The organism is Pseudomonas sp. NPDC099000 (genome assembly GCF_044759925.1).
Classification (GTDB): Bacteria; Pseudomonadota; Gammaproteobacteria; order Pseudomonadales; family Pseudomonadaceae; genus Aquipseudomonas.
This window is the reverse complement of the sequence record NZ_JBIWAF010000015.1, coordinates 120,021-142,452: the sequence shown is the minus strand read 5'-3', so window position 1 is coordinate 142,452 and position 22,432 is coordinate 120,021. Positions and strand designations below refer to the sequence as shown.

At 58.6% G+C, this 22,432-nt stretch carries 18 protein-coding genes and 1 pseudogene; 4 read left to right on the top strand and 15 right to left on the bottom strand.

The features are described 5' to 3' along the window. From ACIQV9_RS18540 to ACIQV9_RS18495, 10 genes are all read right to left on the bottom strand, one after another. Nucleotides 1–369: NADH-quinone oxidoreductase subunit A (locus tag ACIQV9_RS18540; RefSeq protein WP_403104307.1), on the bottom strand; the 369-nt coding region annotated here is incomplete at its 3' end. Between the two features lie 626 nt (nucleotides 370–995). Beyond that, complete coding sequence (gene aceA / locus ACIQV9_RS18535; RefSeq protein WP_033057066.1) at nucleotides 996–2,321, bottom strand: isocitrate lyase; 1,326 nt, start codon at nucleotides 2,319–2,321, stop codon at nucleotides 996–998. A gap of 499 nt (nucleotides 2,322–2,820) precedes the next feature. Beyond that, entirely contained in the window at nucleotides 2,821–3,582 is a 762-nt protein-coding gene (locus tag ACIQV9_RS18530) for a secretin N-terminal domain-containing protein (RefSeq protein WP_403104305.1), read from the bottom strand. Nucleotides 3,583–3,799: 217 nt separating this feature from the next. Beyond that, entirely contained in the window at nucleotides 3,800–4,225 is a 426-nt protein-coding gene (locus ACIQV9_RS18525; RefSeq protein WP_403104303.1) for a GNAT family N-acetyltransferase, read from the bottom strand. After that, the gene (locus ACIQV9_RS18520) at nucleotides 4,218–5,387 is read right to left on the bottom strand and encodes a JmjC domain-containing protein (protein WP_403104301.1); all 1,170 of its coding nucleotides are present in this window, start codon (nucleotides 5,385–5,387) and stop codon (nucleotides 4,218–4,220) included. Before ACIQV9_RS18520 ends, ACIQV9_RS18525 begins: the two co-directional genes overlap by 8 nt. A gap of 86 nt (nucleotides 5,388–5,473) precedes the next feature. Next, nucleotides 5,474–6,844 carry an adenylosuccinate lyase gene (gene purB / locus ACIQV9_RS18515; RefSeq protein WP_403104299.1) on the bottom strand — a complete coding sequence of 457 codons (1,371 nt, stop codon included), beginning with the start codon at nucleotides 6,842–6,844 and terminating at the stop codon, nucleotides 5,474–5,476. A gap of 126 nt (nucleotides 6,845–6,970) precedes the next feature. Then, complete coding sequence (hflD, locus tag ACIQV9_RS18510) at nucleotides 6,971–7,594, bottom strand: high frequency lysogenization protein HflD (protein WP_109629433.1); 624 nt, start codon at nucleotides 7,592–7,594, stop codon at nucleotides 6,971–6,973. After that, the gene (gene mnmA, locus ACIQV9_RS18505) at nucleotides 7,591–8,715 is read right to left on the bottom strand and encodes a tRNA 2-thiouridine(34) synthase MnmA (protein WP_010458889.1); all 1,125 of its coding nucleotides are present in this window, start codon (nucleotides 8,713–8,715) and stop codon (nucleotides 7,591–7,593) included. The genes hflD and mnmA overlap by 4 nt, the downstream gene beginning before the upstream one ends. Before the next feature lie 59 nt (nucleotides 8,716–8,774). Continuing rightward, nucleotides 8,775–9,221: an NUDIX hydrolase gene (locus ACIQV9_RS18500; RefSeq protein WP_056740445.1), complete on the bottom strand. Its 447-nt coding sequence runs from the start codon at nucleotides 9,219–9,221 to the stop codon at nucleotides 8,775–8,777. A gap of 175 nt (nucleotides 9,222–9,396) precedes the next feature. Continuing rightward, nucleotides 9,397–11,622 (bottom strand): NADP-dependent isocitrate dehydrogenase, encoded by a 2,226-nt coding sequence (locus ACIQV9_RS18495; protein WP_403104295.1) that lies wholly within the window; start codon nucleotides 11,620–11,622, stop codon nucleotides 9,397–9,399. 506 nt (nucleotides 11,623–12,128) lie between these two features. Here ACIQV9_RS18495 and icd point away from each other — a divergent pair. Continuing rightward, nucleotides 12,129–13,385, top strand: a complete 1,257-nt coding sequence (gene icd, locus ACIQV9_RS18490; RefSeq protein ID WP_008146904.1) for an NADP-dependent isocitrate dehydrogenase — start codon at nucleotides 12,129–12,131, stop codon at nucleotides 13,383–13,385. Nucleotides 13,386–13,447: 62 nt separating this feature from the next. Here icd and ACIQV9_RS18485 read toward each other — a convergent pair whose 3' ends face one another. After that, nucleotides 13,448–13,726, bottom strand: a complete 279-nt coding sequence (locus ACIQV9_RS18485) for a cold shock domain-containing protein (protein ID WP_403104293.1) — start codon at nucleotides 13,724–13,726, stop codon at nucleotides 13,448–13,450. A gap of 224 nt (nucleotides 13,727–13,950) precedes the next feature. Here ACIQV9_RS18485 and clpS point away from each other — a divergent pair. Both clpS and clpA read left to right on the top strand, forming a co-directional pair. Next, nucleotides 13,951–14,329: pseudogene (gene clpS / locus ACIQV9_RS18480) on the top strand (ATP-dependent Clp protease adapter ClpS). Between the two features lie 30 nt (nucleotides 14,330–14,359). Continuing rightward, complete coding sequence (clpA, locus tag ACIQV9_RS18475; protein WP_008146900.1) at nucleotides 14,360–16,630, top strand: ATP-dependent Clp protease ATP-binding subunit ClpA; 2,271 nt, start codon at nucleotides 14,360–14,362, stop codon at nucleotides 16,628–16,630. Between the two features lie 238 nt (nucleotides 16,631–16,868). Here clpA and infA read toward each other — a convergent pair whose 3' ends face one another. From infA to trxB, 4 genes are all read right to left on the bottom strand, one after another. Next, the gene (infA, locus tag ACIQV9_RS18470; RefSeq protein WP_002553999.1) at nucleotides 16,869–17,087 is read right to left on the bottom strand and encodes a translation initiation factor IF-1; all 219 of its coding nucleotides are present in this window, start codon (nucleotides 17,085–17,087) and stop codon (nucleotides 16,869–16,871) included. A 100-nt stretch (nucleotides 17,088–17,187) separates the two neighbouring features. Next, nucleotides 17,188–17,895 (bottom strand): arginyltransferase, encoded by a 708-nt coding sequence (locus tag ACIQV9_RS18465; RefSeq protein WP_403104290.1) that lies wholly within the window; start codon nucleotides 17,893–17,895, stop codon nucleotides 17,188–17,190. Between the two features lie 57 nt (nucleotides 17,896–17,952). Next, on the bottom strand, nucleotides 17,953–18,633 hold the full coding sequence (gene aat / locus ACIQV9_RS18460; protein WP_403104288.1) for a leucyl/phenylalanyl-tRNA--protein transferase: 681 nt from the start codon (nucleotides 18,631–18,633) through the stop codon (nucleotides 17,953–17,955). 64 nt (nucleotides 18,634–18,697) lie between these two features. Further along, complete coding sequence (gene trxB / locus ACIQV9_RS18455) at nucleotides 18,698–19,657, bottom strand: thioredoxin-disulfide reductase (protein WP_403104287.1); 960 nt, start codon at nucleotides 19,655–19,657, stop codon at nucleotides 18,698–18,700. 306 nt (nucleotides 19,658–19,963) lie between these two features. Between trxB and ACIQV9_RS18450 the strand changes: the two genes are divergently transcribed. Beyond that, entirely contained in the window at nucleotides 19,964–22,372 is a 2,409-nt protein-coding gene (locus tag ACIQV9_RS18450) for a DNA translocase FtsK (protein WP_403104285.1), read from the top strand. Nucleotides 22,373–22,432 lie beyond the last annotated feature (60 nt).

The following is a 22,432-nucleotide window of genomic DNA, read 5'->3' as shown; positions in this document are numbered from 1 at the left end:
CCAGTCAAGGGCGCCCACTCGGAACAGGTAGACAAGACCTGCCAAAAGAATTGCTATGAAAACGAGAGCTTCGACGAATCCGGTCCAGCCGCTTTCGCGGACGGACACAGACCAGGCAAAGAGAAAGAGGGCTTCGATATCGAAGATCACGAAGAGCATCGCGACCAGATAGAATTTGGCTGAGAGCCGCAAGCGGGCGCCACCTGTAGGTAGCATGCCGGACTCGAACGGTTCGTTTTTGCTGCGGCCCCAGGCTTTTGACCCGAGGAGGCTGGAGACGCCAAGCATGAAGGCGCAAAGGCCGACGACGCCCAGAAGGAAAATGGCAAAGCCCCAGTTGTGGGCCATGAGTCCTGTCGCTTCGGGCATGCTGGTAATCCTTAACAGAGAGCAAAGGTCTCTGAGCTTGAATAGAAACAAAGCAGTGACGATATGTCGCAGCAATCAATCCCGCTGATTTTATGGCACAACACCGTGCAAGTAAAATTCAGATAGCGAAATTATTTAATGGAATAAGGACATAACGTACCTCCAAAGCCCCGCAGCCCATGCGTTGCGGGCATTAGCCGGGTTTTCATCAATATTGTTTTGTAGGGAATGTAACGAACATAGTTGTGGCTAAATGATAATCAATGCTGTTTGGCTTGGTTTTTAAACTGTTTAACGGGTGAGTGAGTGGGAAGTTGTCTTATATAGCTGTTACTGCAAGTAGCGGCGATGCACGTTTTACCTCGGTTTTTTGCGTGCGGTACCGCTCTGGATCAATGTTTTTTGAGTGCGCCGCCACCCGTAGGAGCGAGGCTTGCCCGCGAAGAACGATGACGCGGTATTCCTGCAATACCGCGGCGCATTGTTCGCGGGCAAGCCTCGCTCCTACGGGTGTGGGGGAAATTGCAGGCAAAAAAACGCCCCGAACCAGTCGGGGCGTCAGATGTGCGGCGTTGCGGTTAGCTTTCTATCCGGTCCGCAACGGCCGTTAGCTCAGGCGAAGCAGATCAGTGGAACTGTTCTTCTTCAGTCGAACCGGTCAGCGCGGTCACCGAAGACGAGCCACCTTGAATTACGGTGGTCATGTCGTCGAAGTAGCCGGTGCCCACTTCCTGCTGGTGAGCCACGAAGGTGTAACCCTTGGAAGCGTCAGCGAACTCTTGCTCTTGCAGCTTCACGTAGGCAGTCATGTCGTTGCGGGCGTAGTCGTGCGCCAGGTTGAACATGCTGTGCCACATGTTGTGAATGCCGGCCAGGGTGATGAACTGGTGCTTGTAACCCATGGCGGACAGTTCGCGCTGGAACTTGGCGATGGTCGCGTCGTCCAGGTTTTTCTTCCAGTTGAAGGAAGGCGAGCAGTTGTACGACAGCAGTTGGTCCGGGTATTCCTTTTTGATCGCTTCAGCGAAGCGACGAGCCTCGTCCAGATCTGGCTTGGCGGTTTCGCACCAGATCAGGTCGGCGTACGGAGCGTAAGCCAGGCCGCGAGCGATCGCCTGGTCCAGGCCGGCGCGCACTTTGTAGAAGCCTTCCTGGGTGCGTTCGCCAGTCACGAATGGCTGGTCGTACGGGTCGCAATCGGAAGTCAGCAGGTCAGCCGCGTTAGCGTCGGTACGAGCCAAAATGATGGTCGGCGTGCCAGCAACGTCGGCCGCCAGACGGGCAGCGGTCAGCTTCTGTACAGCTTCCTGGGTAGGAACCAGTACCTTGCCGCCCATGTGGCCACATTTTTTCACGGAAGCCAGTTGGTCTTCGAAGTGAACGCCGGCGGCGCCTGCTTCGATCATGCTTTTCATCAGCTCGTAAGCGTTCAGAACGCCGCCGAAACCGGCTTCAGCGTCAGCCACGATCGGTGCGAAGTAGTCGATGTAACCTTCGTCGCCCGGGCCTTTGCCGGCTTTCCACTGGATCTGGTCGGCACGACGGAACGAGTTGTTGATGCGCTTGACCACGGTTGGAACCGAATCCACCGGGTACAGCGACTGGTCCGGGTACATCGATTCGGCGGAGTTGTTGTCCGCAGCAACCTGCCAGCCCGACAGGTAGATCGCCTGGATACCGGCTTTGACTTGTTGTACAGCCTGGCCGCCGGTCAGGGCGCCCATGCAGTTGACGAAATCTTTATCAGGACGGAAGGATGGCTTGGCGCCCTGGGTGACCAGGTTCCACAGCTTCTCGGCGCCCAGTTTTGCAAAGGTGTGCTCAGGTTGAACCGAGCCACGCAGGCGGACGACGTCAGCAGCGGAGTAAGCGCGTGTCACGCCTTTCCAGCGTGGGTTTTCAGCCCAATCTTTTTCGAGGGCTGCAATTTGCTGTTCGCGTGTCAGTGCCATGGAGATAAACCTCGTCGCATAGGTCTGGGTGGAAAATTCCTGCTCCTGCCAGATACGCATTTCGAAAAGGGCGTAAGAGGCTGCTCGCTGACCAGAAGCTTAGGTGGTCAAGTCGGATTCGGCGGGATTGGCGACGGGATGAACGATGGGCTCGAGGGGAAGTGAGCAGGTAAGGGCGAACTGGCGAGCGCATTCGGGCGTCGTGGGCCTTGGTACGAACTTCAGTGTGGAGCCGGGTTACCTAATTACGCTTCCGTCCCTCGGGACAACTTCGTTCCAGTCGGCAACCTCGTCAAACACACCTTGTGGGCGGTACAGACACGAAGCGGCTCGCGGGGTAGATGCGAGCAGCGCTTCGAAGGCCCTTGCCAGGGCCCCTGATTAGCGGGAGCGAGGCCATCATGCCTTTGCTTTTTTAGATCGTCAAACGTTTTGTAGTGCTTTTTTTTAGGCACTACATCTTTGGTCTAATACGACTAATCAGTCAGTTTTCGGTGGTTTAGTCCAAAGTATCGACTTTCACCCGCAGGGTCATGTCATCCCGGCCCTGAGTCGAGTAGCTGCGGGTCTGGCCCTGTTTGTCGGCCTGAGTCTGACGGTTCACACCGGCCAGGGTGATCCACTCGCCCAGGCGTCCCGTGACAGTTGTGTCGGTACTTTGCACATTCACTACATCGGGACGTTCCTGGCTCACGCGGTCACGGTTGGTACTGATCGCCAGGTGAACGATGTCGCCGGTGACGCTGGCGGTGACATAGAAACCCTGGGTGACGTTGCGGTACTCGGTCTGGCTGCGCGGATCACCGTAGGAGTCGGTCTGAGTGCTGGTGAGCGGTACGCTCTGGCCGACCTGAATCAGCGCCGGTGCGCCTTCACTGGCCTGAATCTGCTGGATGCCGCCATCGCGGCTGTCGGTGCTGCGATTGATGATGCGTGTCTGGCTCGGCTTGGCGCCGTTGACCGAGTAACCCTGGTCGCCCTGGAAGTTGTTTTCGTTGGTGTCGACGGTGATCAGCAGGCGCTTGGCGGCAACATCGAGTTGGGAGACCAGGGCCTTAAGTTCGTCGATCTTGCGCTGATCGGCATTGACGATCAGTTGATTGCCGTAGGCGCTGACCTGGCCGTCCTTGCCGATGAAATCCTGTGCCATGGGCAGCATATCGGCGCTGGTGCGATAGTTCAGGGGCACGATCTCGGTGGCTGCCATGGCTGAAAAACTGCACGTCAGCAGCAGCGTGGTGAGCAGGGTGCGTAGGGGCATATCCGTTATCTCCGACATCTTGAAGTGTTGATATTGCCAGTTTGTCGGCCCGGCGTGGGGCAAGTTGAATCGTAGACAGCAAAACGCCCCGGCATCGGTCGATGGCGGGGCGTTTTGTGGTGTTCTTCAGGGCCTCTTCGCGGGCAAGCCTCGCTCCTACAGGTTCAGTGCGATCCTTGTAGGAGCGAGGCTTGCCCGCGAATGGGGCGTCTCGTTATCAAACCGAGTGCCGCACCATGTCCACATGCGGAATCCCTGCTTCCAGGAACTCCTCACTGACCAGGCTGAAACCCAAACGCTCATAGAACGCCGTGGCCTGGACCTGTGCGCTCAGCATCTGCTGCTGCAACCCGCGTTTCTCGGCTTCACCGATCACCGCTTGCATCAGCGCATCGCCGACTTTCAAACCGCGCCAGTCTTTGAGTACCGAAACCCGGCCAATGTGCCCATCGGGCAGCAGGCGGGCGGTGCCAATCGGAAAGTCACCTTCGAAGGCCAGGAAATGCACCGCCGTTGCGTCATCGGCATCCCACTCCAGCTCAGGCGGAACGGATTGCTCGGCAATGAACACCGTCTCACGAATGCGCCGGATCTCGGCGTTGTCCTTTTGCCAGTCTGCGACACGTACGTGAATTTTATTCATCAGCGAACCCCAGGCTTCCTTGCTTGATCAGTTCGCACAGCAGGCCGCGACCGTCTTCGTCGCTCAGCCATTCGCCCAGGTTGTCGCTGTGCAGGGAGTCGGCAGCGCAGATCATTTTCAGCAGCTCGCGCAGCTTGCCCGGCAGATAACGGCTCTGGCCGCTGGCAAACAGCAACAGGTCGTCATCGACTTCGGACCAGGCCAGGCGTGCGCTCGGGTTGCGGATCAGTATCGCGCCTTGCTCCAGGCTCGCGAGCAAATCGTCTTCTTCGATCTCTTCCGGACCCGCCACCAGTTCCGGGTAGCGCGGCTCGGTCATGTACTGGCCAAACCAGGTCAGCAGCAGACGCTCGTCGCTCATATGCTCGGCCAGCAGGCTTTTGAGGCGATCAAGGGCGTCATGCTGGATCTGGTGCGGATCAACCGCAGGCAGGGCGTCGGCGTCGGTGTAACGCTCTTCGTCCGACAGGAACTGGCTGAGGAAGTCGGTGAAGTGGGTCAGCACTTCAGAGGCGCTTGGCGCGCGGAAGCCGACCGAGTACGTCAGGCAGTCATCGACGGCCACGCCGCAGTGGGCCAGGCGCGGCGGCAGGTAGAGCATGTCGCCCGGTTCCAGGACCCACTCATCGGTGGCTTCGAAATCAGCGAGGATGCGCAGGTCCGCGTGTTGCAGCAACTTGCTCTCGGAATCGCACATCTGGCCGATTTTCCAGTTGCGCTTGCCGTGACCCTGCAGCAGGAACACGTCGTAGTTGTCGAAGTGCGGACCGACGCTGCCACCTGGGGCGGCGAAGCTGATCATCACGTCGTCGACGCGCCAGCTCGGCAAGAAGCGAAAGTTCTCCAGCAGTTCGGCGACTTCCGGAACGAACTGGTCAACCGCTTGAACCAGCAGGGTCCAGTCACGCTCCGGCAGTTTGCTGAATTCGTCTTCGGCGAATGGGCCGCGACGCAATTCCCAGGGACGCTCGCCGTTTTCAATCACCAGGCGCGATTCAACTTCTTCTTCCAGCGCCAGGCCGGCCAGTTCGTCGGCATCGATCGGGCTTTCGAATTCAGGAATCGCCTGGCGGATCAGCAGGGGTTTTTTCTGCCAGTAGTCGCGCAGGAATTCGCGCGCCGTGATGCCGCCCAGAAGTTGAAGAGGAATGTCAGGATTCATGTGTAACCTATTGAAAAAAAGCACTTTTCAGACGGGAATAAAAACGCCCGGCGCTGCCGGGCGTCTCAAACGGGTAAAACGGTCGATCAGATGCGTTTGGCTTGTGCCACAGCGTTACCGATGTAGTTCGCCGGGGTGAGCAGTTTCAGCTCGGCCTTGGCGGCGGCTGGCATGTCCAGGCCGTCGATGAAAGTTTGCAGTGCTTCAGGGCTGATGCCCTTGCCACGGGTCAACTCTTTCAGCTTTTCATACGGGTTTTCGATGTTATAGCGACGCATCACGGTCTGGATCGGCTCGGCCAACACTTCCCAGCACGCATCCAGGTCAGCAGCAATCTTCTGAGCGTTGAGCTCCAGTTTGCTGATGCCTTTGAGGCTGGCTTCGTACGCGATCACGCTGTGGGCGAAGCCGACACCGAGGTTGCGCAATACGGTGGAGTCGGTCAGGTCACGCTGCCAGCGGGAGATCGGCAGCTTGCTCGCCAAATGCTGGAACAGTGCGTTGGCGATGCCCAGGTTGCCTTCGGAGTTTTCGAAGTCGATCGGGTTGACCTTGTGCGGCATGGTCGACGAACCGATTTCGCCAGCGATGGTGCGCTGCTTGAAATAACCCAGGGAGATGTAGCCCCAGATGTCGCGGTCGAAGTCGATCAGGATGGTGTTGAAACGGGCGATCGCGTCGAACAGTTCGGCAATGTAGTCGTGCGGTTCGATCTGCGTGGTGTACGGGTTGAAGCCAAGACCCAGCTCGTCTTCGATGAAGGCGCGGGCGTTTTCTTCCCAGTCGATCTCAGGGTAGGCCGACAGGTGAGCGTTGTAGTTGCCGACAGCGCCGTTGATCTTGCCCAGCAGCGGAACGGCAGCGACTTGAGCGATCTGACGCTCCAGACGGTAAACCACGTTCGCCAGTTCTTTGCCCAGGGTGGTCGGCGAGGCTGGTTGGCCGTGGGTACGCGACAGCATCGGCACGTCGGCAAAGCGGATGGCCAGTTCGCGGATGGCTTCAGCAGTCTGGCGCATCAGCGGCAGCATCACGTCATCACGGCCTTCGCGCAGCATCAGCGCGTGGGACAGGTTGTTGATGTCCTCGCTGGTGCAGGCAAAGTGGATGAATTCGCTGACAGCAGCCAGTTCCGGCAACTTGGCCGCTTGCTCTTTGAGCAGGTACTCAATGGCTTTTACGTCGTGGTTGGTGGTGCGCTCGATCTCTTTGACACGCTCGGCGTGCTCCAGAGCGAAGTTGTCCGCCAGGGTGTTCAGCACCGCGTTGGCTTCGGCGGAGAACGCCGGCACTTCGCTGATGCCTGGGTGAGCGGCCAGGCGCTGGAGCCAGCGCACTTCAACCAGAACGCGAGCACGGATCAAGCCGTACTCACTGAAAATTGGGCGCAGGGCCTGGGTTTTGCCGGCGTAGCGGCCGTCAACAGGGGAAACCGCAGTGAGCGAAGAAAGCTGCATGGGGTGTTCTCGGACAGTCGGGCAACGAAATGGGGCGCGTATCATACATGAAAAAATCCGCCGGTCCGTTGCCAACTGACCGGCGTATTACGCGTTACAGATCTAAAGCAGTGTTGCGGGCGCGGTTCAGCTGCTGCGCATCAGCGGGTAAAGCTCTTTAAGCAACTTGCGACGGCTGATCACCAACTGCCAGCGATGGCCGCCCAACTGCCGCCATAGGCGCGCCGAACGAATCCCGGCCAGCAACAGCGCGCGGATCTTCGAGGCATTGCTCGGTTGCTGCAGGTTGCGCATGTCGCCGTGCACCTGAATCCGTTGGCGCAAAGTGCTCAGGGTGTCCTGGTACAGCGCGCCACAAGCGGCAATCACGTTTTCGTGGGCCGGGCCGAAGTGTTCGACCTGGGATTGAATCTGCGGCAGACGCTTGCCAATCACATCCAGCATGTCGTCGCGCTTGGCCAGTTGACGCTCCAGGCCGAGCATGGCCAGGGCGTAACGCAGCGGTTCGCGCTGCAAGGTGCTCGGGTCGCGCTCCAGGGCGCCGATCAATGCGCGATAGCCTTCGCGCAGATTGATGTCGTCGCCGCCGTACACTTCCAGGGTGTCCTTGGGGTCGCGGATCAGCAGGCTGCCGAGCATGCAGGTCAGGCCGGCTTCGGTGGTCTGGCCGGTCTTGGCAATCTTGTCGACGAGGACGGCGGCGAGAAACACGCCGCCCAGCGCCGTCAGTTGCTCCTGAGTGGGGTTCATGCCTTGCTGCTCCATGGCTCTGCGACTTCAATCACGCCGCCGCCCAGGCAGATTTCACCGTCATAGAACACCACGGACTGGCCCGGGGTGACCGCGCGTTGCGGGTCATCGAAGGTTGCGCGATAGCCGGTGGCGGTTTTTTCAAGCGTGCAGGGCTGGTCGCTTTGGCGATAACGAACCTTGGCGGTCAACTTGCGCGGCTCGGTCAGATCGATCGGGTTGACCCAATAAATGTCCGAGGCGAGCAGGGCGCGGGAGAACAGGTACGGATGGTCATTGCCCTGGCCGACGATCAGCTCGTTGTGCTCCAGGTCCTTGATCAGCACGTACCATGGCTCGTCACCGGCGTCTTTCAAGCCGCCGATGCCCAGGCCCTGACGCTGGCCGATGGTGTGGTACATCAAGCCGTGGTGACGGCCGATGACTTCACCTTCGGTGGTCTTGATCTCGCCCGGTTGGGCTGGCAGGTACTGCTTGAGGAAGTCGCTGAAGCGGCGTTCGCCGATAAAGCAGATCCCGGTCGAATCCTTTTTCTTCGCCGTGGCGAGTTCGTGTTTCTCGGCAATCGCGCGCACTTCGGGTTTTTCCAGCTCGCCGACCGGGAACAGCGTCTTGGCGATCTGTTCACCGCCGACGGCGTGCAGGAAGTAACTCTGGTCCTTGTTCGGGTCCAGGCCCTTGAGCAATTCGGTGCGGCCGTCGATGTCGCGGCGGCGCACGTAGTGGCCGGTGGCGATCAGGTCGGCGCCGAGCACCATGGCGTAGTCGAGGAACGCCTTGAACTTGATCTCGCGGTTGCACAGGATGTCCGGGTTCGGCGTGCGGCCGGCCTTGTATTCGGCCAGGAAATGCTCAAACACGTTGTCCCAGTACTCGGCGGCGAAGTTGGCGGTGTGCAGCTTGATGCCAATCTTGTCGCACACGGCCTGAGCGTCCGCCAGGTCGTCCATGGCGGTGCAGTATTCCGTTCCATCGTCTTCTTCCCAGTTCTTCATGAACAGGCCTTCCACCTCATAACCCTGCTCGATCAGCAGGAGAGCGGAAACGGAAGAGTCCACGCCGCCGGACATGCCGACAATGACGCGCTTCTTTTGTGTGTCAGAAGGGGCTGGATCACGCATAGGGATTCAATGAGTGTCTTGAAAAAGGACGCGATTCTAACAGGCCGAAGCCCGCAAGGCTAAAGAGAAGGGCGGATCAGTTCGAGACCGAAGAGTTTGCCGTCCAGATAATCATCAATACAGCGGATGATCAGCTCACTGCGCCAGTTTGCGCGCTGTGCCAGCAGTTCGTCACGGGTTAGCCATTTCGCGCCGACGATGCCGTCGTCCAGTTGATAGTCGGGGTGATGTTTGAGCGGTTTTGCGGTGAAGCAGACGCGCTGGTAAGTCACGCCGTTGCTGGGGGCGGTGTAAAGGTAAATACCCACTACGCCGGTCGGTTCGACGTCCCAGCCGGTTTCTTCCAGGGTTTCGCGCACGGCGGCTTCGATCAGGGTTTCGTCCGGGTCGAGGTGGCCGGCGGGCTGGTTGAGCACCGTTCGTCCGTGCTTGGTTTCTTCGACCATCAGGAAGCGGCCGTTGTCTTCGACGATGGTGGCGACGGTGATGTGGGGTAGCCAATCCATGAAATATCCTCCGGTCATCAATCTGTAGGAGCGAGGCTTGCCCGCGAAGCAGGTGGCGCGGTCTTTCGCAAGAATCGCGGTGATGCCTTCGCGGGCAAGCCTCGCTCCTACAGGAGTGGGTGTTGGAAACAGAAACCCCGGCACGGGGCCGGGGCTTCTTTGCATCCTTACAAACTTAAACCAGCGCAGCGATCGCGGCGTTGAAGGTGTTGCTCGGGCGCATGGCCTTGCTGATCAGCTCGGCATTGGCGTGGTAGTAACCGCCGATGTCCACTGGTTTGCCCTGAACGGCGTTGAGCTCGGCAACGATGGTTGCTTCGTTCTCGGTCAGGGTCTTGGCCAGTTCGCCGAACTGCGCTTGCAGTGCAGCGTCTTCGGTCTGGGCAGCCAGGGCTTGAGCCCAGTACAGCGCCAGGTAGAAGTGGCTGCCGCGGTTGTCGATGTTGCCGACTTTACGCGATGGCGACTTGTTGTTGTCCAGGAACTGGCCGGTAGCCTGATCCAGGGTCTTGGCCAGCACCAGCGCCTTAGGGTTGTTGTAGGTAACACCCAGGTGCTCAAGGGAAGCGGCCAGGGCCAGGAACTCACCCAGGGAATCCCAGCGCAGGAAGTTTTCTTCCAGCAGCTGCTGAACGTGTTTCGGTGCGGAACCGCCGGCGCCGGTTTCGAACAGACCGCCGCCATTCATCAGCGGAACGATCGACAGCATCTTGGCGCTGGTGCCCAGTTCCATGATCGGGAACAGGTCGGTCAGGTAGTCGCGCAGTACGTTGCCGGTCACCGAGATGGTGTCCTTGCCTTCGCGGGTACGGTCCAGGGTGAACTTCATCGCGTCGACAGGCGCCATGATCTGGATGTCCAGGCCGGCAGTGTCGTGATCCTTCAGGTAAGCCTGAACTTTCTCGATCACTACGCCGTCGTGGGCGCGCATTGGGTCCAGCCAGAAAATAGCCGGGGTTGCGCTTGCGCGAGCACGGTTGACGGCCAGTTTGACCCAGTCCTGGATCGGCGCGTCTTTGGTCTGGCACATGCGGAAGATGTCGCCGGCTTCAACCGACTGTTCCAGCAGCAGGCCGCCTTTGCTGTCGGTAACGCGGACAACACCGTTGGTCTTGATCTGGAAAGTCTTGTCGTGGGAGCCGTACTCTTCGGCTTTTTTCGCCATCAGGCCAACGTTTGGCACGCTGCCCATGGTGGTCGGGTCGAAAGCACCGTTTACCTTGCAGTCTTCGATGACCGCTTGGTAGATGGTCGCGTAGCAGCGATCCGGGATCACCGCCTTGGTGTCGTGCAGTTGACCGTCAGTGCCCCACATTTTGCCGGAGTCACGGATCATCGCCGGCATCGAGGCGTCGACAATGACGTCGCTCGGCACGTGCAGGTTGGTGATGCCTTTGTCGGAGTTGACCATGGCCAACGACGGACGAACGGCGTAGACCGCCTGGATGTCCGCTTCGATCTGCGCTTGCTGCTCAGCCGGCAAGGCCTTGATGCGAGCGTACAGGTCGCCGATGCCGTTGTTCAGGTTGAAGCCGATCTGAGCCAGCACGTCAGCGTGCTTGGCCAGTGCGTCTTTATAGAACTCGGCAACGATCTGGCCGAACATGATCGGGTCGGAGACCTTCATCATGGTGGCTTTCAAGTGAACCGACAGCAGCACGCCCTTTTGCTTGGCGTCTTCGATCTCGGCAGCAATGAAGCTGCGCAGGGCATTTTTGCTCATGACCGCGCAATCGAGGATCTCACCGGCTTGCACGGTGGTTTTTTCTTTCAGGACGGTGGTGGTGCCGTCTTGAGCGATCAGTTCGATTTTGACGGCGTCAGCGGCGTCGATCAGGGCGGCTTTTTCGCTGCCGTAGAAATCACCGGTGCTCATGTGTGCGACGTGGGACTTGGAGTCCGCAGCCCAGGCGCCCATTTTGTGCGGGTGCTTGCGTGCATAGTTCTTGACCGACAGCGGTGCACGACGATCGGAGTTGCCTTCGCGCAGAACCGGGTTCACGGCGCTGCCCTTGATTTTGTCGTAACGCGACTTGGCGAGCTTGTCGGCGTCGCTGGTCACGGTTTCCGGGTAGTCCGGCAGGGCGAAGCCCTGGGCTTGCAGCTCTTTGATCGCGGCTTGCAGTTGCGGAACCGAGGCGCTGATGTTCGGCAGCTTGATGATGTTGGCTTCAGGCGTAACGGCCAGGTCGCCCAGTTCGGCGAGGTGGTCGGCTACGGCTTTGTCACCCAATTGCTCGGGGAAGCTGGCCAGGATGCGCCCTGCAAGAGAGATATCGCGGGTTTCCACGGCGATATCAGCGGAGGCGGTGAAAGCCTCTACGATAGGCAACAGTGAATAGGTGGCGAGGGCGGGAGCTTCGTCGGTGAAGGTATAGATGATCTTCGAGCGGGTGGGCATATTCGGATTAACTCTCTCTTCTTTGCTAAAGCGTGCGCAGAAACTCGAGGGGCGCCGGGTAAGCGCGTTCGTTCAAAGTCATCCATGAGCCGAATGTCGAGGTTTCTTTGCGGTGATGTTGGGTGCATCGGTCGAGCGTCAAGCGGGTGGGTTGCTGTACAACCCTGCTTTTTCAGGCCCAAGCCTCGGCTACTTATTCAGTTGCGGGAAAGGTTGGCCGTCGTGACTCTGTGGTCAGCGGGCGGCATTATACATAGGTAGCTGGCAATCTGCCGATGGTTCATATGCAACGATTCTCGTCCATTGGTCTAAAGGTCGCAGGGGCGAGGGGGGCGTAGAGTCTTGCGCCGTGCTTGAGTTTGGCGCTTTTCCCTTTGCTTTCAGGCTTGTACGTCGCGAACTGTGCAGCTTTGCGGCAGATGGATGGAACATAGGGTTTGCGTGCCGATTTAACTGGGGTACGCTCGAACGAAGCCAGATGTTCAATCCAAACAATGGAGTTCAGCATGGGATACAAGAAGATTCAGGTTCCAGCAGTCGGCGACAAAATCACCGTCAACGCGGACCATTCTCTCAATGTTCCTAACAACCCGATCATCCCCTTCATCGAAGGCGATGGTATTGGCGTTGATATCAGCCCGGTCATGATCAAGGTTGTCGATGCTGCTGTTAAGAAGGCTTACGGCGGCGAGCGCAAAATTTCCTGGATGGAAGTCTACGCCGGGGAAAAAGCGACTCAGGTTTACGACCAGGACACCTGGCTACCTCAGGAAACCCTGGACGCGGTCAAGGATTACGTGGTTTCCATCAAGGGCCCTCTGACCACCCCGGTTGGTGGCGGCATCCGTTCCCTGAACGTGGCCCTGCGTCAGCAACTCGACCTTTATGTTTGCCTGCGCCCTGTGCGCTGGTTCGAAGGCGTGCCTAGCCCGGTCAAGAAGCCAGGCGATGTCGACATGACGATCTTCCGTGAGAACTCGGAAGACATCTACGCCGGTATCGAATGGAAAGCCGGTTCGCCGGAAGCGACCAAAGTCATCAAGTTCCTCAAAGATGAAATGGGCGTCACCAAGATCCGTTTCGACGAAAACTGCGGTATCGGCATCAAGCCGGTTTCCCTGCAAGGCACCAAGCGTCTGGCGCGCAAGGCGTTGCAGTATGTGGTCGACAACGACCGCGACTCGCTGACCATCGTGCACAAAGGCAACATCATGAAGTTCACCGAAGGTGCCTTCAAGGAATGGGCCTACGAAGTGGCCGCTGAAGAATTCGGCGCGACCCTGCTCGACGGCGGTCCGTGGATGCAGTTCAAGAACCCGAAAACCGGCAAGAACGTCATCGTCAAGGACGCCATCGCCGACGCCATGCTCCAGCAGATCCTGCTGCGCCCGGCCGAATACGATGTCATCGCGACCCTGAACCTGAACGGCGACTATCTCTCTGACGCCCTGGCGGCAGAAGTGGGCGGTATTGGTATCGCACCAGGTGCCAACCTGTCCGACACCATTGCCATGTTTGAAGCGACCCACGGTACTGCGCCGAAATACGCCGGCAAGGACCAGGTCAACCCGGGCTCGCTGATCCTGTCCGCAGAGATGATGCTGCGCCACATGGGCTGGACCGAAGCGGCTGATCTGATCATCAAGGGCACCAACGGCGCGATTTCCGCCAAGACCGTGACCTATGACTTCGAACGTTTGATGGAGGGCGCGAAACTGCTGTCGTCTTCTGCGTTTGGTGATGCGTTGATCTCGCATATGTAAGCGAATCGGCATAAAAAAACCGCCCTCGGGCGGTTTTTTTTATGACTGGATGACGGGGGGCGTCAGCTCGACACCGTTTCTTGCCGGACGGCGGCAGCCTGTTCGTTCACTGGGGTGGCAGACCCGATCTTGACTGCGTGCAGCCCTTTGGGTCCCTGAACGATTTCGAAGCTTACGAGTTGCCCGGCTTTCAGGGTCTTGTACCCGTCCATTTCGATGGCCGAATAGTGGGCAAAGAAATCAATAAGACAACCGTCCTCGTCACGACCTTCTCTGGCGTCGGTGTTAATGAAACCGAACCCCTTGGCATTGTTGAACCATTTCACCTTGCCGACTGACATACCCATATCCCTCTGCAACAGACTCCATCACTGGAGTATCATCCAGTACATCCGCAGTCGGATCTCGAAATAAGATTGACTCCGCGGACCTTTTTTACCCACTGTGGGCTCTATTGGTTGTAACACCGTTTTCCCGATAGTCAAGGTGACCGGGCGGTCGGAGTTGAAATCGTCCATAGCCGCCCCCACCACTGTATTTGCACAACTGACGAACCTTTCTTTCCATGCATGCAATCAGCCAGATTCGACTAACATTCAATCAGGATCGCCCGGCTCTCCAAAAAGATCACCCGGGGGCACACGAGGACGATTCCGCAGGCATTGCTGTTCAGGAGGCAAAGCCTGCTTTACAGGCGCCGCCGATGTACAAGGTGGTTTTGTTCAACGATGACTACACACCGATGGATTTCGTCGTCGAAGTGCTCGAGGTGTTTTTTAACCTGAATCGAGAGCTGGCGACCAAGGTCATGCTGGCCGTCCACACAGAAGGACGGGCAGTATGTGGAGTGATTACCCGCGACATCGCCGATACTAAGGCCATGCAGGTCTTACGCCAGGGAAAGCCAGCATCCGCTACTCTGTGAAATCGAGAAGGACGGTTAATCGCCGACCACTTGGGTATGAGGTGAAGCTATGTTAAACCGCGAGCTCGAAGTCACCCTCAATCTTGCCTTCAAGGAGGCTAGATCGAAGCGTCATGAATTCATGACCGTCGAACACCTCCTGCTGGCCCTATTGGACAATGAGGCTGCCGCCACCGTTTTGCGTGCCTGCGGCGCAAACCTCGACAAACTCAAGCACGATCTGCAGGAGTTCATCGACTCCACCACGCCATTGATCCCTGTCCATGACGAGGATCGCGAAACCCAGCCAACCCTGGGCTTCCAGCGTGTACTGCAACGTGCTGTTTTCCACGTACAGAGCTCGGGCAAACGCGAAGTGACTGGCGCCAACGTGCTGGTCGCCATCTTCAGTGAGCAAGAGAGTCAGGCAGTGTTCCTGCTGAAACAGCAGAGCGTTGCGCGCATCGATGTCGTCAACTACATCGCCCATGGCATTTCCAAAGTGCCGGGGCATGGCGATCACTCTGAAGGTGAGCAAGATATGCAGGACGACGAGGGCGGTGAGTCTTCTTCTTCAGGCAATCCTCTGGATGCTTATGCCAGCAACCTCAACGAACTCGCGCGCCAGGGTCGTATCGATCCGTTGGTAGGCCGTGAGCTGGAAGTCGAGCGTGTCGCGCAGATCCTGGCGCGTCGTCGCAAAAACAATCCGCTGTTGGTGGGCGAGGCGGGCGTGGGTAAAACCGCGATTGCCGAAGGTCTGGCCAAACGTATTGTCGACAACCAGGTGCCGGACTTGCTGGCCAACAGCGTGGTCTATTCCCTTGATCTGGGGGCCTTGCTGGCCGGGACCAAATACCGCGGCGATTTCGAGAAACGCTTCAAGGCGTTGCTCAATGAGCTGAAAAAACGTCCGCAGGCGATCCTGTTCATCGACGAGATCCACACCATCATTGGTGCGGGTGCCGCGTCCGGTGGCGTCATGGATGCCTCGAACCTGCTCAAGCCGTTGCTGTCGTCGGGCGATATCCGTTGCATCGGATCGACCACGTTCCAGGAGTTTCGCGGGATCTTCGAGAAGGACCGTGCCTTGGCCCGGCGCTTCCAGAAGGTCGATGTGTCGGAGCCTTCTGTGGAAGACACCATCGGCATCCTGCGCGGCCTGAAAGGTCGTTTCGAAGCGCACCACAACATCGAATACAGCGATGAAGCGTTGCGTGCCGCCGCTGAACTGGCTTCGCGCTACATCAATGACCGGCACATGCCGGACAAGGCCATCGACGTCATCGACGAGGCGGGCGCCTATCAGCGTCTGCAGCCGATCGAGAAACGCGTGAAACGCATCGAAGTGCCTCAGGTCGAGGACATTGTTGCGAAAATCGCGCGGATTCCGCCGAAGCACGTCACCAGCTCCGACAAAGAGCTGCTACGTAACCTTGAGCGTGACCTGAAGCTGACGGTATTTGGTCAGGATGCCGCAATCGACTCACTGTCGACCGCGATCAAACTGTCCCGTGCCGGCCTCAAGTCGCCTGACAAGCCTGTCGGTTCGTTCCTGTTCGCAGGGCCGACCGGTGTCGGTAAAACCGAAGCGGCGCGTCAGCTGGCCAAGGCGTTGGGCATCGAGCTGGTTCGCTTCGACATGTCCGAATACATGGAGCGCCACACCGTATCGCGTCTGATCGGTGCACCTCCAGGCTATGTCGGGTTCGATCAGGGCGGTCTGCTGACCGAAGCCATCACCAAGCAGCCTCACTGCGTGCTGTTGCTCGATGAAATCGAGAAGGCGCATCCGGAAGTCTTCAACCTGCTGCTGCAGGTGATGGACCACGGTACGCTGACCGATAACAACGGGCGCAAGGCGGATTTCCGTAACGTGATCGTCATCATGACGACCAACGCCGGTGCCGAAACAGCGGCGCGTGCTTCGATCGGTTTCACCCATCAGGACCACTCGTCCGATGCGATGGAGGTGATCAAGAAGAGCTTCACACCAGAGTTCCGCAACCGTCTGGACACCATTATCCAGTTTGGTCGCCTCAGCCATGAGGTCATCAAAAGCGTGGTGGACAAGTTCCTTACCGAGCTTCAGGCGCAGCTGGAAGACAAGCGCGTGCAGCTGGAAGTGACCGACGCTGCGCGCAGCTGGCTGGCAGCAGGTGGCTACGACTCGGCAATGGGTGCTCGACCAATGGCGCGTTTGATCCAGGACAAGATCAAGCGCCCTCTGGCGGAAGAGATCCTCTTTGGCGAACTGGCCGACCATGGTGGTGTGGTTCACATCGATCTCAAGGACGGCGAGCTGACCTTCGACTTCGAAACCACGGCTGAAATGGCCTGACGTTAACCGCGACAAAGCAAAAGGCGCCGGAAGGCGCCTTTTTGCTGTCTGCCAGAAGTACACCCAATCCCTTGTGTGAGTTGATCGTTCCCACGCTCCGCGTGGGAATGCAGCCCGGGACGCTCCGCGTCCCAAAAGCCGAACGCGGAGCGTCCGTTGAGGCATTCCCACGCAGAGCGTGGGAACGATCGACAAACAAAAACGCCCGGCATAAACCGGGCGTTTTGTATTGACTTGATTAGCGAGCGCGGTAAGTGATGCGCCCTTTGCTCAAGTCATAGGGCGTCAGCTCGACGCGCACTTTGTCACCGGTAAGAATACGAATGTAGTTCTTGCGCATCTTGCCGGAGATATGCGCGGTTACGACGTGCCCATTTTCCAACTCCACACGAAACATGGTGTTGGGCAGGGTGTCGACGACAGTGCCTTCCATTTCGAAGCTGTCTTCTTTCGACATGCAGTAAAGCCCTCGGTGTCCAATGAATGGCCCGGTGCAACTGCGCCAGGCAAAAGCGGCGTGCATTGTGCCCGAAAAATGGGGTTTAAGCCAAGGGGTTCTAGTTCAGGATGACCCAGCGCTGATTAATCAGCAGTTCGATAGGCCGATATTGCGTCTTGTAGCTCATCTTTTTGCAGTTTTTGATCCAGTAGCCGAGGTAGACGGCTTCCAGTCCAAGGCGCCGGGCCTCGGTGATTTGCCAGAGGATCGCGTAGCGACCCAGGCTGCGGCGTTCTTCATCGGGCTCGTAGAAGGTGTAGACCGCCGACAGGCCGTTCGGCAGCAAGTCGGTAACGGCCACCGCCAGCAGCCGGCCTTCGAGTCGAAATTCGTAAAATCGCGAGAACGGCAGGTCACGTACCAGGAACGTCGAAAACTGATCGCGACTTGGCGGGTACATATCGCCATCGGCATGACGTTGTTCGATGTAGCGCTGATAGAGGTCGAAATACTCTTCGCTGAATTTCGGCCTGGCCGGGCGCACTTGCAAGTCGGCGTTGCGTTTGAAAATGCGTTTCTGCTGACGATTGGGAGCAAATTGCGCCACGGGGATGCGCGCCGGGACGCACGCATTGCAATTCTGGCAATGAGGCCGGTAGAGATGATCGCCGCTGCGACGAAAACCCATTTCAGACAGGTCTGCGTAGACATGCACATCCATGGGCTGACTAGGGTCGAGGAACAGCGTCGTGGCCTGCTCCTCGGGCAGATAGCTGCAAGAGTGGGGCTGAGTGGCATAGAACTTCAAACGCGCCAACTCGGTCATGATCAACCCTCGGGATAAGCTTTTGCATTAAGTGTAAGCCACGTGCGCGAATGTCGCTCAGCAAACCCAGGTGGCGCGGCTGGGTTGATCCAGATGCTGCGCAAGGTAGCTGGCAAACTCGCGGCGTGGGATCGCCCTCGCACCCAGACTGTGCAGATGGTCGGTCGGCATCTGGCAGTCGATCAGCACAAAACCTGAGTCTTTCAGATGTTGCACCAACGTGGCAAAGCCATATTTCGAGGCATTGTCAGCGCGGCTGAACATGGATTCGCCGAAAAACAGCTGACCCATCGCCAGGCCATAGAGCCCGCCGACCAGCACGCCATCGTCCCAAACCTCCACGGAATGCGCGTATCCACGCTTGTGCAGCTCGAGGTAAGCCGTCTGCATGGCGTCAGTGATCCAGGTTCCGTCGGCGTAATCGCGGGGTGCGGCGCAGGCGCTGATCACCGAGGCAAAATCCTGATCAAAGGTCACTTGATAGCGTTGCTGACGCAGCAATTTATTCAGGCTGCGCGAGACATGCAGTTCGTCGGGAAATAATACGGTGCGCGGATCCGGCGACCACCAGAGAATCGGCTGGCCTTCCGAGAACCATGGAAAGCAGCCGTGACGATAAGCCTGAATCAGACGATCGGCGGACAGATCGCCGCCCGCGGCCAACAGTCCGTTGGGATCGCGCATGGCTTTTTCCAGCGGCGGGAACGTCAGGGTGTTGCGTTGTAACCAAGTCAGCATGGCATCCGGGCTTGCAGAAGGGGAGGGCGGTGGCGGGCTGGAGGGCCCGCCGTAAAGTGTGCCGTCAAACGGTGGGAATGTCGTCGAGGTATTTCTCCGCGTCCAGCGCGGCCATGCACCCGGCCCCGGCGGAGGTCACGGCCTGGCGGTACACGTGGTCGGCCACGTCGCCGGCGGCGAACACGCCCGGGATCTCGGTGGCCGTGGCATCGCCTTCGCTGCCGCCCCTGACCAGCAGATAGCCGTCACGCATTTTCAGCTGGCCCTCGAACAGGTCGGTATTGGGCTTGTGGCCGATGGCGATGAACACACCGGCCAGCGGCAATTCACTGGTTTCGCCCGTGTGGCTGTCGCGCAGGCGGGCGCCAGTCACGCCGCTGGCATCACCCAGCACTTCATCTAGATTCTGATTCCAGTGCAGGCGGATATTACCGTTGGCGGCTTTTTCGAAGAGTTTGTCCTGGAGAATCTTCTCTGAGCGCAACTTGTCGCGCCGGTGAATCAGGTGGACTTCCTTGGCGATGTTCGACAGGTACAGCGCTTCTTCAACCGCTGTGTTGCCACCGCCGACCACTGCGACCACTTGATTGCGATAAAAGAAGCCGTCGCACGTGGCGCAGGCTGAAACCCCGCGGCCGGCAAAGGCTTCTTCCGACGGCAGCCCCAGATACTGCGCGGAAGCGCCGGTGGCGATAATCAGGGCGTCGCAGGTGTAAGTGTCGCCATCGCCGATCAGCTCGAACGGGCGTTGTTGCAACTTGGCGGTATGGATGTGGTCGTAAACGATCTCGGTGGCAAAGCGCTCGGCGTGTTTTTGCATGCGTTCCATTAGCACCGGCCCGGTGAGGCCCTCGACGTCGCCGGGCCAGTTATCGACTTCGACGGTCGTGGTCAGCTGGCCACCTGCCTGTATGCCGGTAATGACAACGGGTTTGAGGTTGGCGCGGGCGGCATAAACGGCTGCGCTGTATCCGGCAGGGCCGGAACCCAGAATGATCAGGCGGGAATGCTTCGGTTCGCTCATAAAAACACCTCATAAGCCTTTGTCACAAAAGAGAATGCATGCTCAAATTGAACCGCGCGTAACGTGCTTTGGCTATGCTACACCTATGGACTTCAAGCATGGCATCGGGCGAACAAACCCGTACAATGCCGTCTGTAACAGTGGTTGAAACAAAATAAGCTGTGCGTACCGTGTTTATAAAAACCGGGGCGCAATGTTAAAAGTAGTCCCAGTTGCGCGTGTTAACTTTTTTACCTGCCTGGATTGGGCAGTTTTTCATAGTCATTCAACAGATGGACGCGCCATGGGCGCAGGAAAAGAAGCGTTTTGAAGAAATCCACCGCAGCACCCAAAACAGTCGTCGTTCCGCTCTGGCGCCAGCACTTGCACTACCGGCTCAAGGAAGGTGCATTGATCGCCATCGGCGGCTTGTGCCTGTTCCTGATGATGGCCTTGTTGACCTATGGCAAGGACGATCCGGGTTGGAGCCATAACAGCAAGATCGACGACGTACAGAACTTCGGCGGGCCGGTCGGCTCCTACAGCGCCGACATCCTGTTCATGGTGCTGGGTTACTTCGCTTACATCTTTCCGCTATTGCTGGCGATCAAGGCCTATCAGATCTTCCGTCAGCGCCACGAACAGTGGCAGTGGAGCGGTTGGCTGTTCTCCTGGCGCCTGATCGGCCTGGTGTTTCTGGTGCTGTCGGGCGCTGCCCTGGCGCATATCCATTTCCATGCGGCGACCGGTCTGCCGGCCGGTGCTGGCGGCGCCCTGGGCGAAAGCCTTGGCGACCTGGCCAGGAACGCGCTGAACATCCAGGGCAGCACGCTGTTGTTCATCGCGCTGTTCCTGTTCGGCCTGACGGTGTTCACCGACCTGTCGTGGTTCAAGGTGATGGACGTCACCGGCAAGATCACCCTCGACCTGTTCGAACTGTTCCAGGGTGCGGCCAATCGCTGGTGGGCCGCCCGTGTCGAACGCAAACAACTGGTGGCGCAGCTGCGTGAAGTCGATGACCGCGTGCATGACGTGGTAGCCCCGACGGTTACGGACAAACGCGAGCAAGCCAAGGTCAAGGAACGCCTGATCGAACGCGAACAGGCCCTGAGCAAGCACATGTCGGACCGCGAGAAGCAGGTGCCGCCCGTCATCGCACCCGCACCGCCCAAGCCGGCCGCGCCGAGCAAGCGCGTGGAGAAAGAGAAACAGGCGCCCTTGTTCGTCGACAGCGCCGTCGAAGGCACCTTGCCACCGATCTCGATTCTCGATCCGGCCGAGAAGAAACAACTCAATTATTCTCCAGAATCGCTGGCCGCCGTCGGCCACTTGCTGGAAATCAAACTCAAGGAATTCGGCGTCGAAGTCTCGGTGGATTCGATCCATCCGGGCCCGGTCATTACCCGTTACGAAATCCAGCCGGCCGCCGGCGTCAAAGTCAGCCGCATCTCCAACCTGGCGAAAGACCTCGCGCGTTCCCTGGCCGTGACCAGTGTGCGTGTGGTGGAAGTGATCCCGGGCAAGACCACCGTCGGTATCGAGATTCCCAACGAAGACCGCCAGATCGTGCGTTTCTCCGAAGTGCTGTCGACGCCTGAGTACGACAACTTCAAGTCACCGGTCACCCTGGCCCTGGGCCACGACATCGGCGGCAAGCCGGTCATCACCGACCTGGCGAAAATGCCTCACTTGCTGGTGGCTGGTACGACCGGTTCCGGTAAGTCGGTGGGTGTGAACGCGATGATCCTGTCGATCCTGTTCAAGTCCGGCCCGGAAGACGCCAAGCTGATCATGATCGACCCGAAAATGCTTGAACTGTCGATCTACGAAGGTATTCCGCACCTGCTGTGCCCGGTCGTGACCGACATGAAGGACGCTGCCAACGCCCTGCGCTGGAGCGTGGCGGAGATGGAGCGTCGCTACAAACTGATGGCGAAGATGGGCGTACGAAACCTGTCGGGCTTCAACGCCAAGGTCAAGGAAGCCCAGGACGCCGGCACGCCGCTGACCGACCCACTGTACAAGCGCGAAAGCATTCACGACGAAGCGCCGCTGCTGACCAAGCTGCCGACCATCGTCGTGGTGGTCGACGAATTCGCCGACATGATGATGATCGTCGGCAAGAAAGTTGAAGAACTGATCGCCCGTATCGCCCAGAAGGCCCGTGCGGCCGGAATCCACTTGATCCTCGCGACCCAGCGTCCGTCGGTTGACGTGATCACCGGTCTGATCAAGGCCAACATCCCGACCCGTATGGCGTTCCAGGTGTCGAGCAAGATCGACTCCCGGACCATCATCGACCAGGGTGGTGCCGAACAACTGCTGGGCCACGGTGACATGCTCTATATGCCGCCGGGCACCAGCCTGCCGATCCGTGTCCATGGAGCGTTCGTGTCCGATGACGAGGTTCACCGGGTGGTTGAAGCCTGGAAACTGCGCGGCGCGCCGGAATACAACGACGAGATCCTGGCCGGTGTCGAAGAGGCCGGTAGCGGTTTCGACGGCGGCAGTGGCGGTGGCGACGAAGACAGCGAATCCGATGCGCTCTACGACGAAGCGGTGCAGTTCGTACTGGAAAGCCGTCGTGCATCCATCTCTGCGGTTCAGCGCAAGCTGAAAATCGGCTACAACCGCGCTGCGCGCATGATCGAAGCCATGGAAATGGCCGGGGTCGTGACGTCCATGAATACCAACGGTTCGCGTGAAGTCCTGGCACCTGGCCCGGTACGCGACTGATTTGAATTGAAAGGGTGTCGCTGAATGCGACGCCCGAAATCCCACGAATGTTATGAGGAC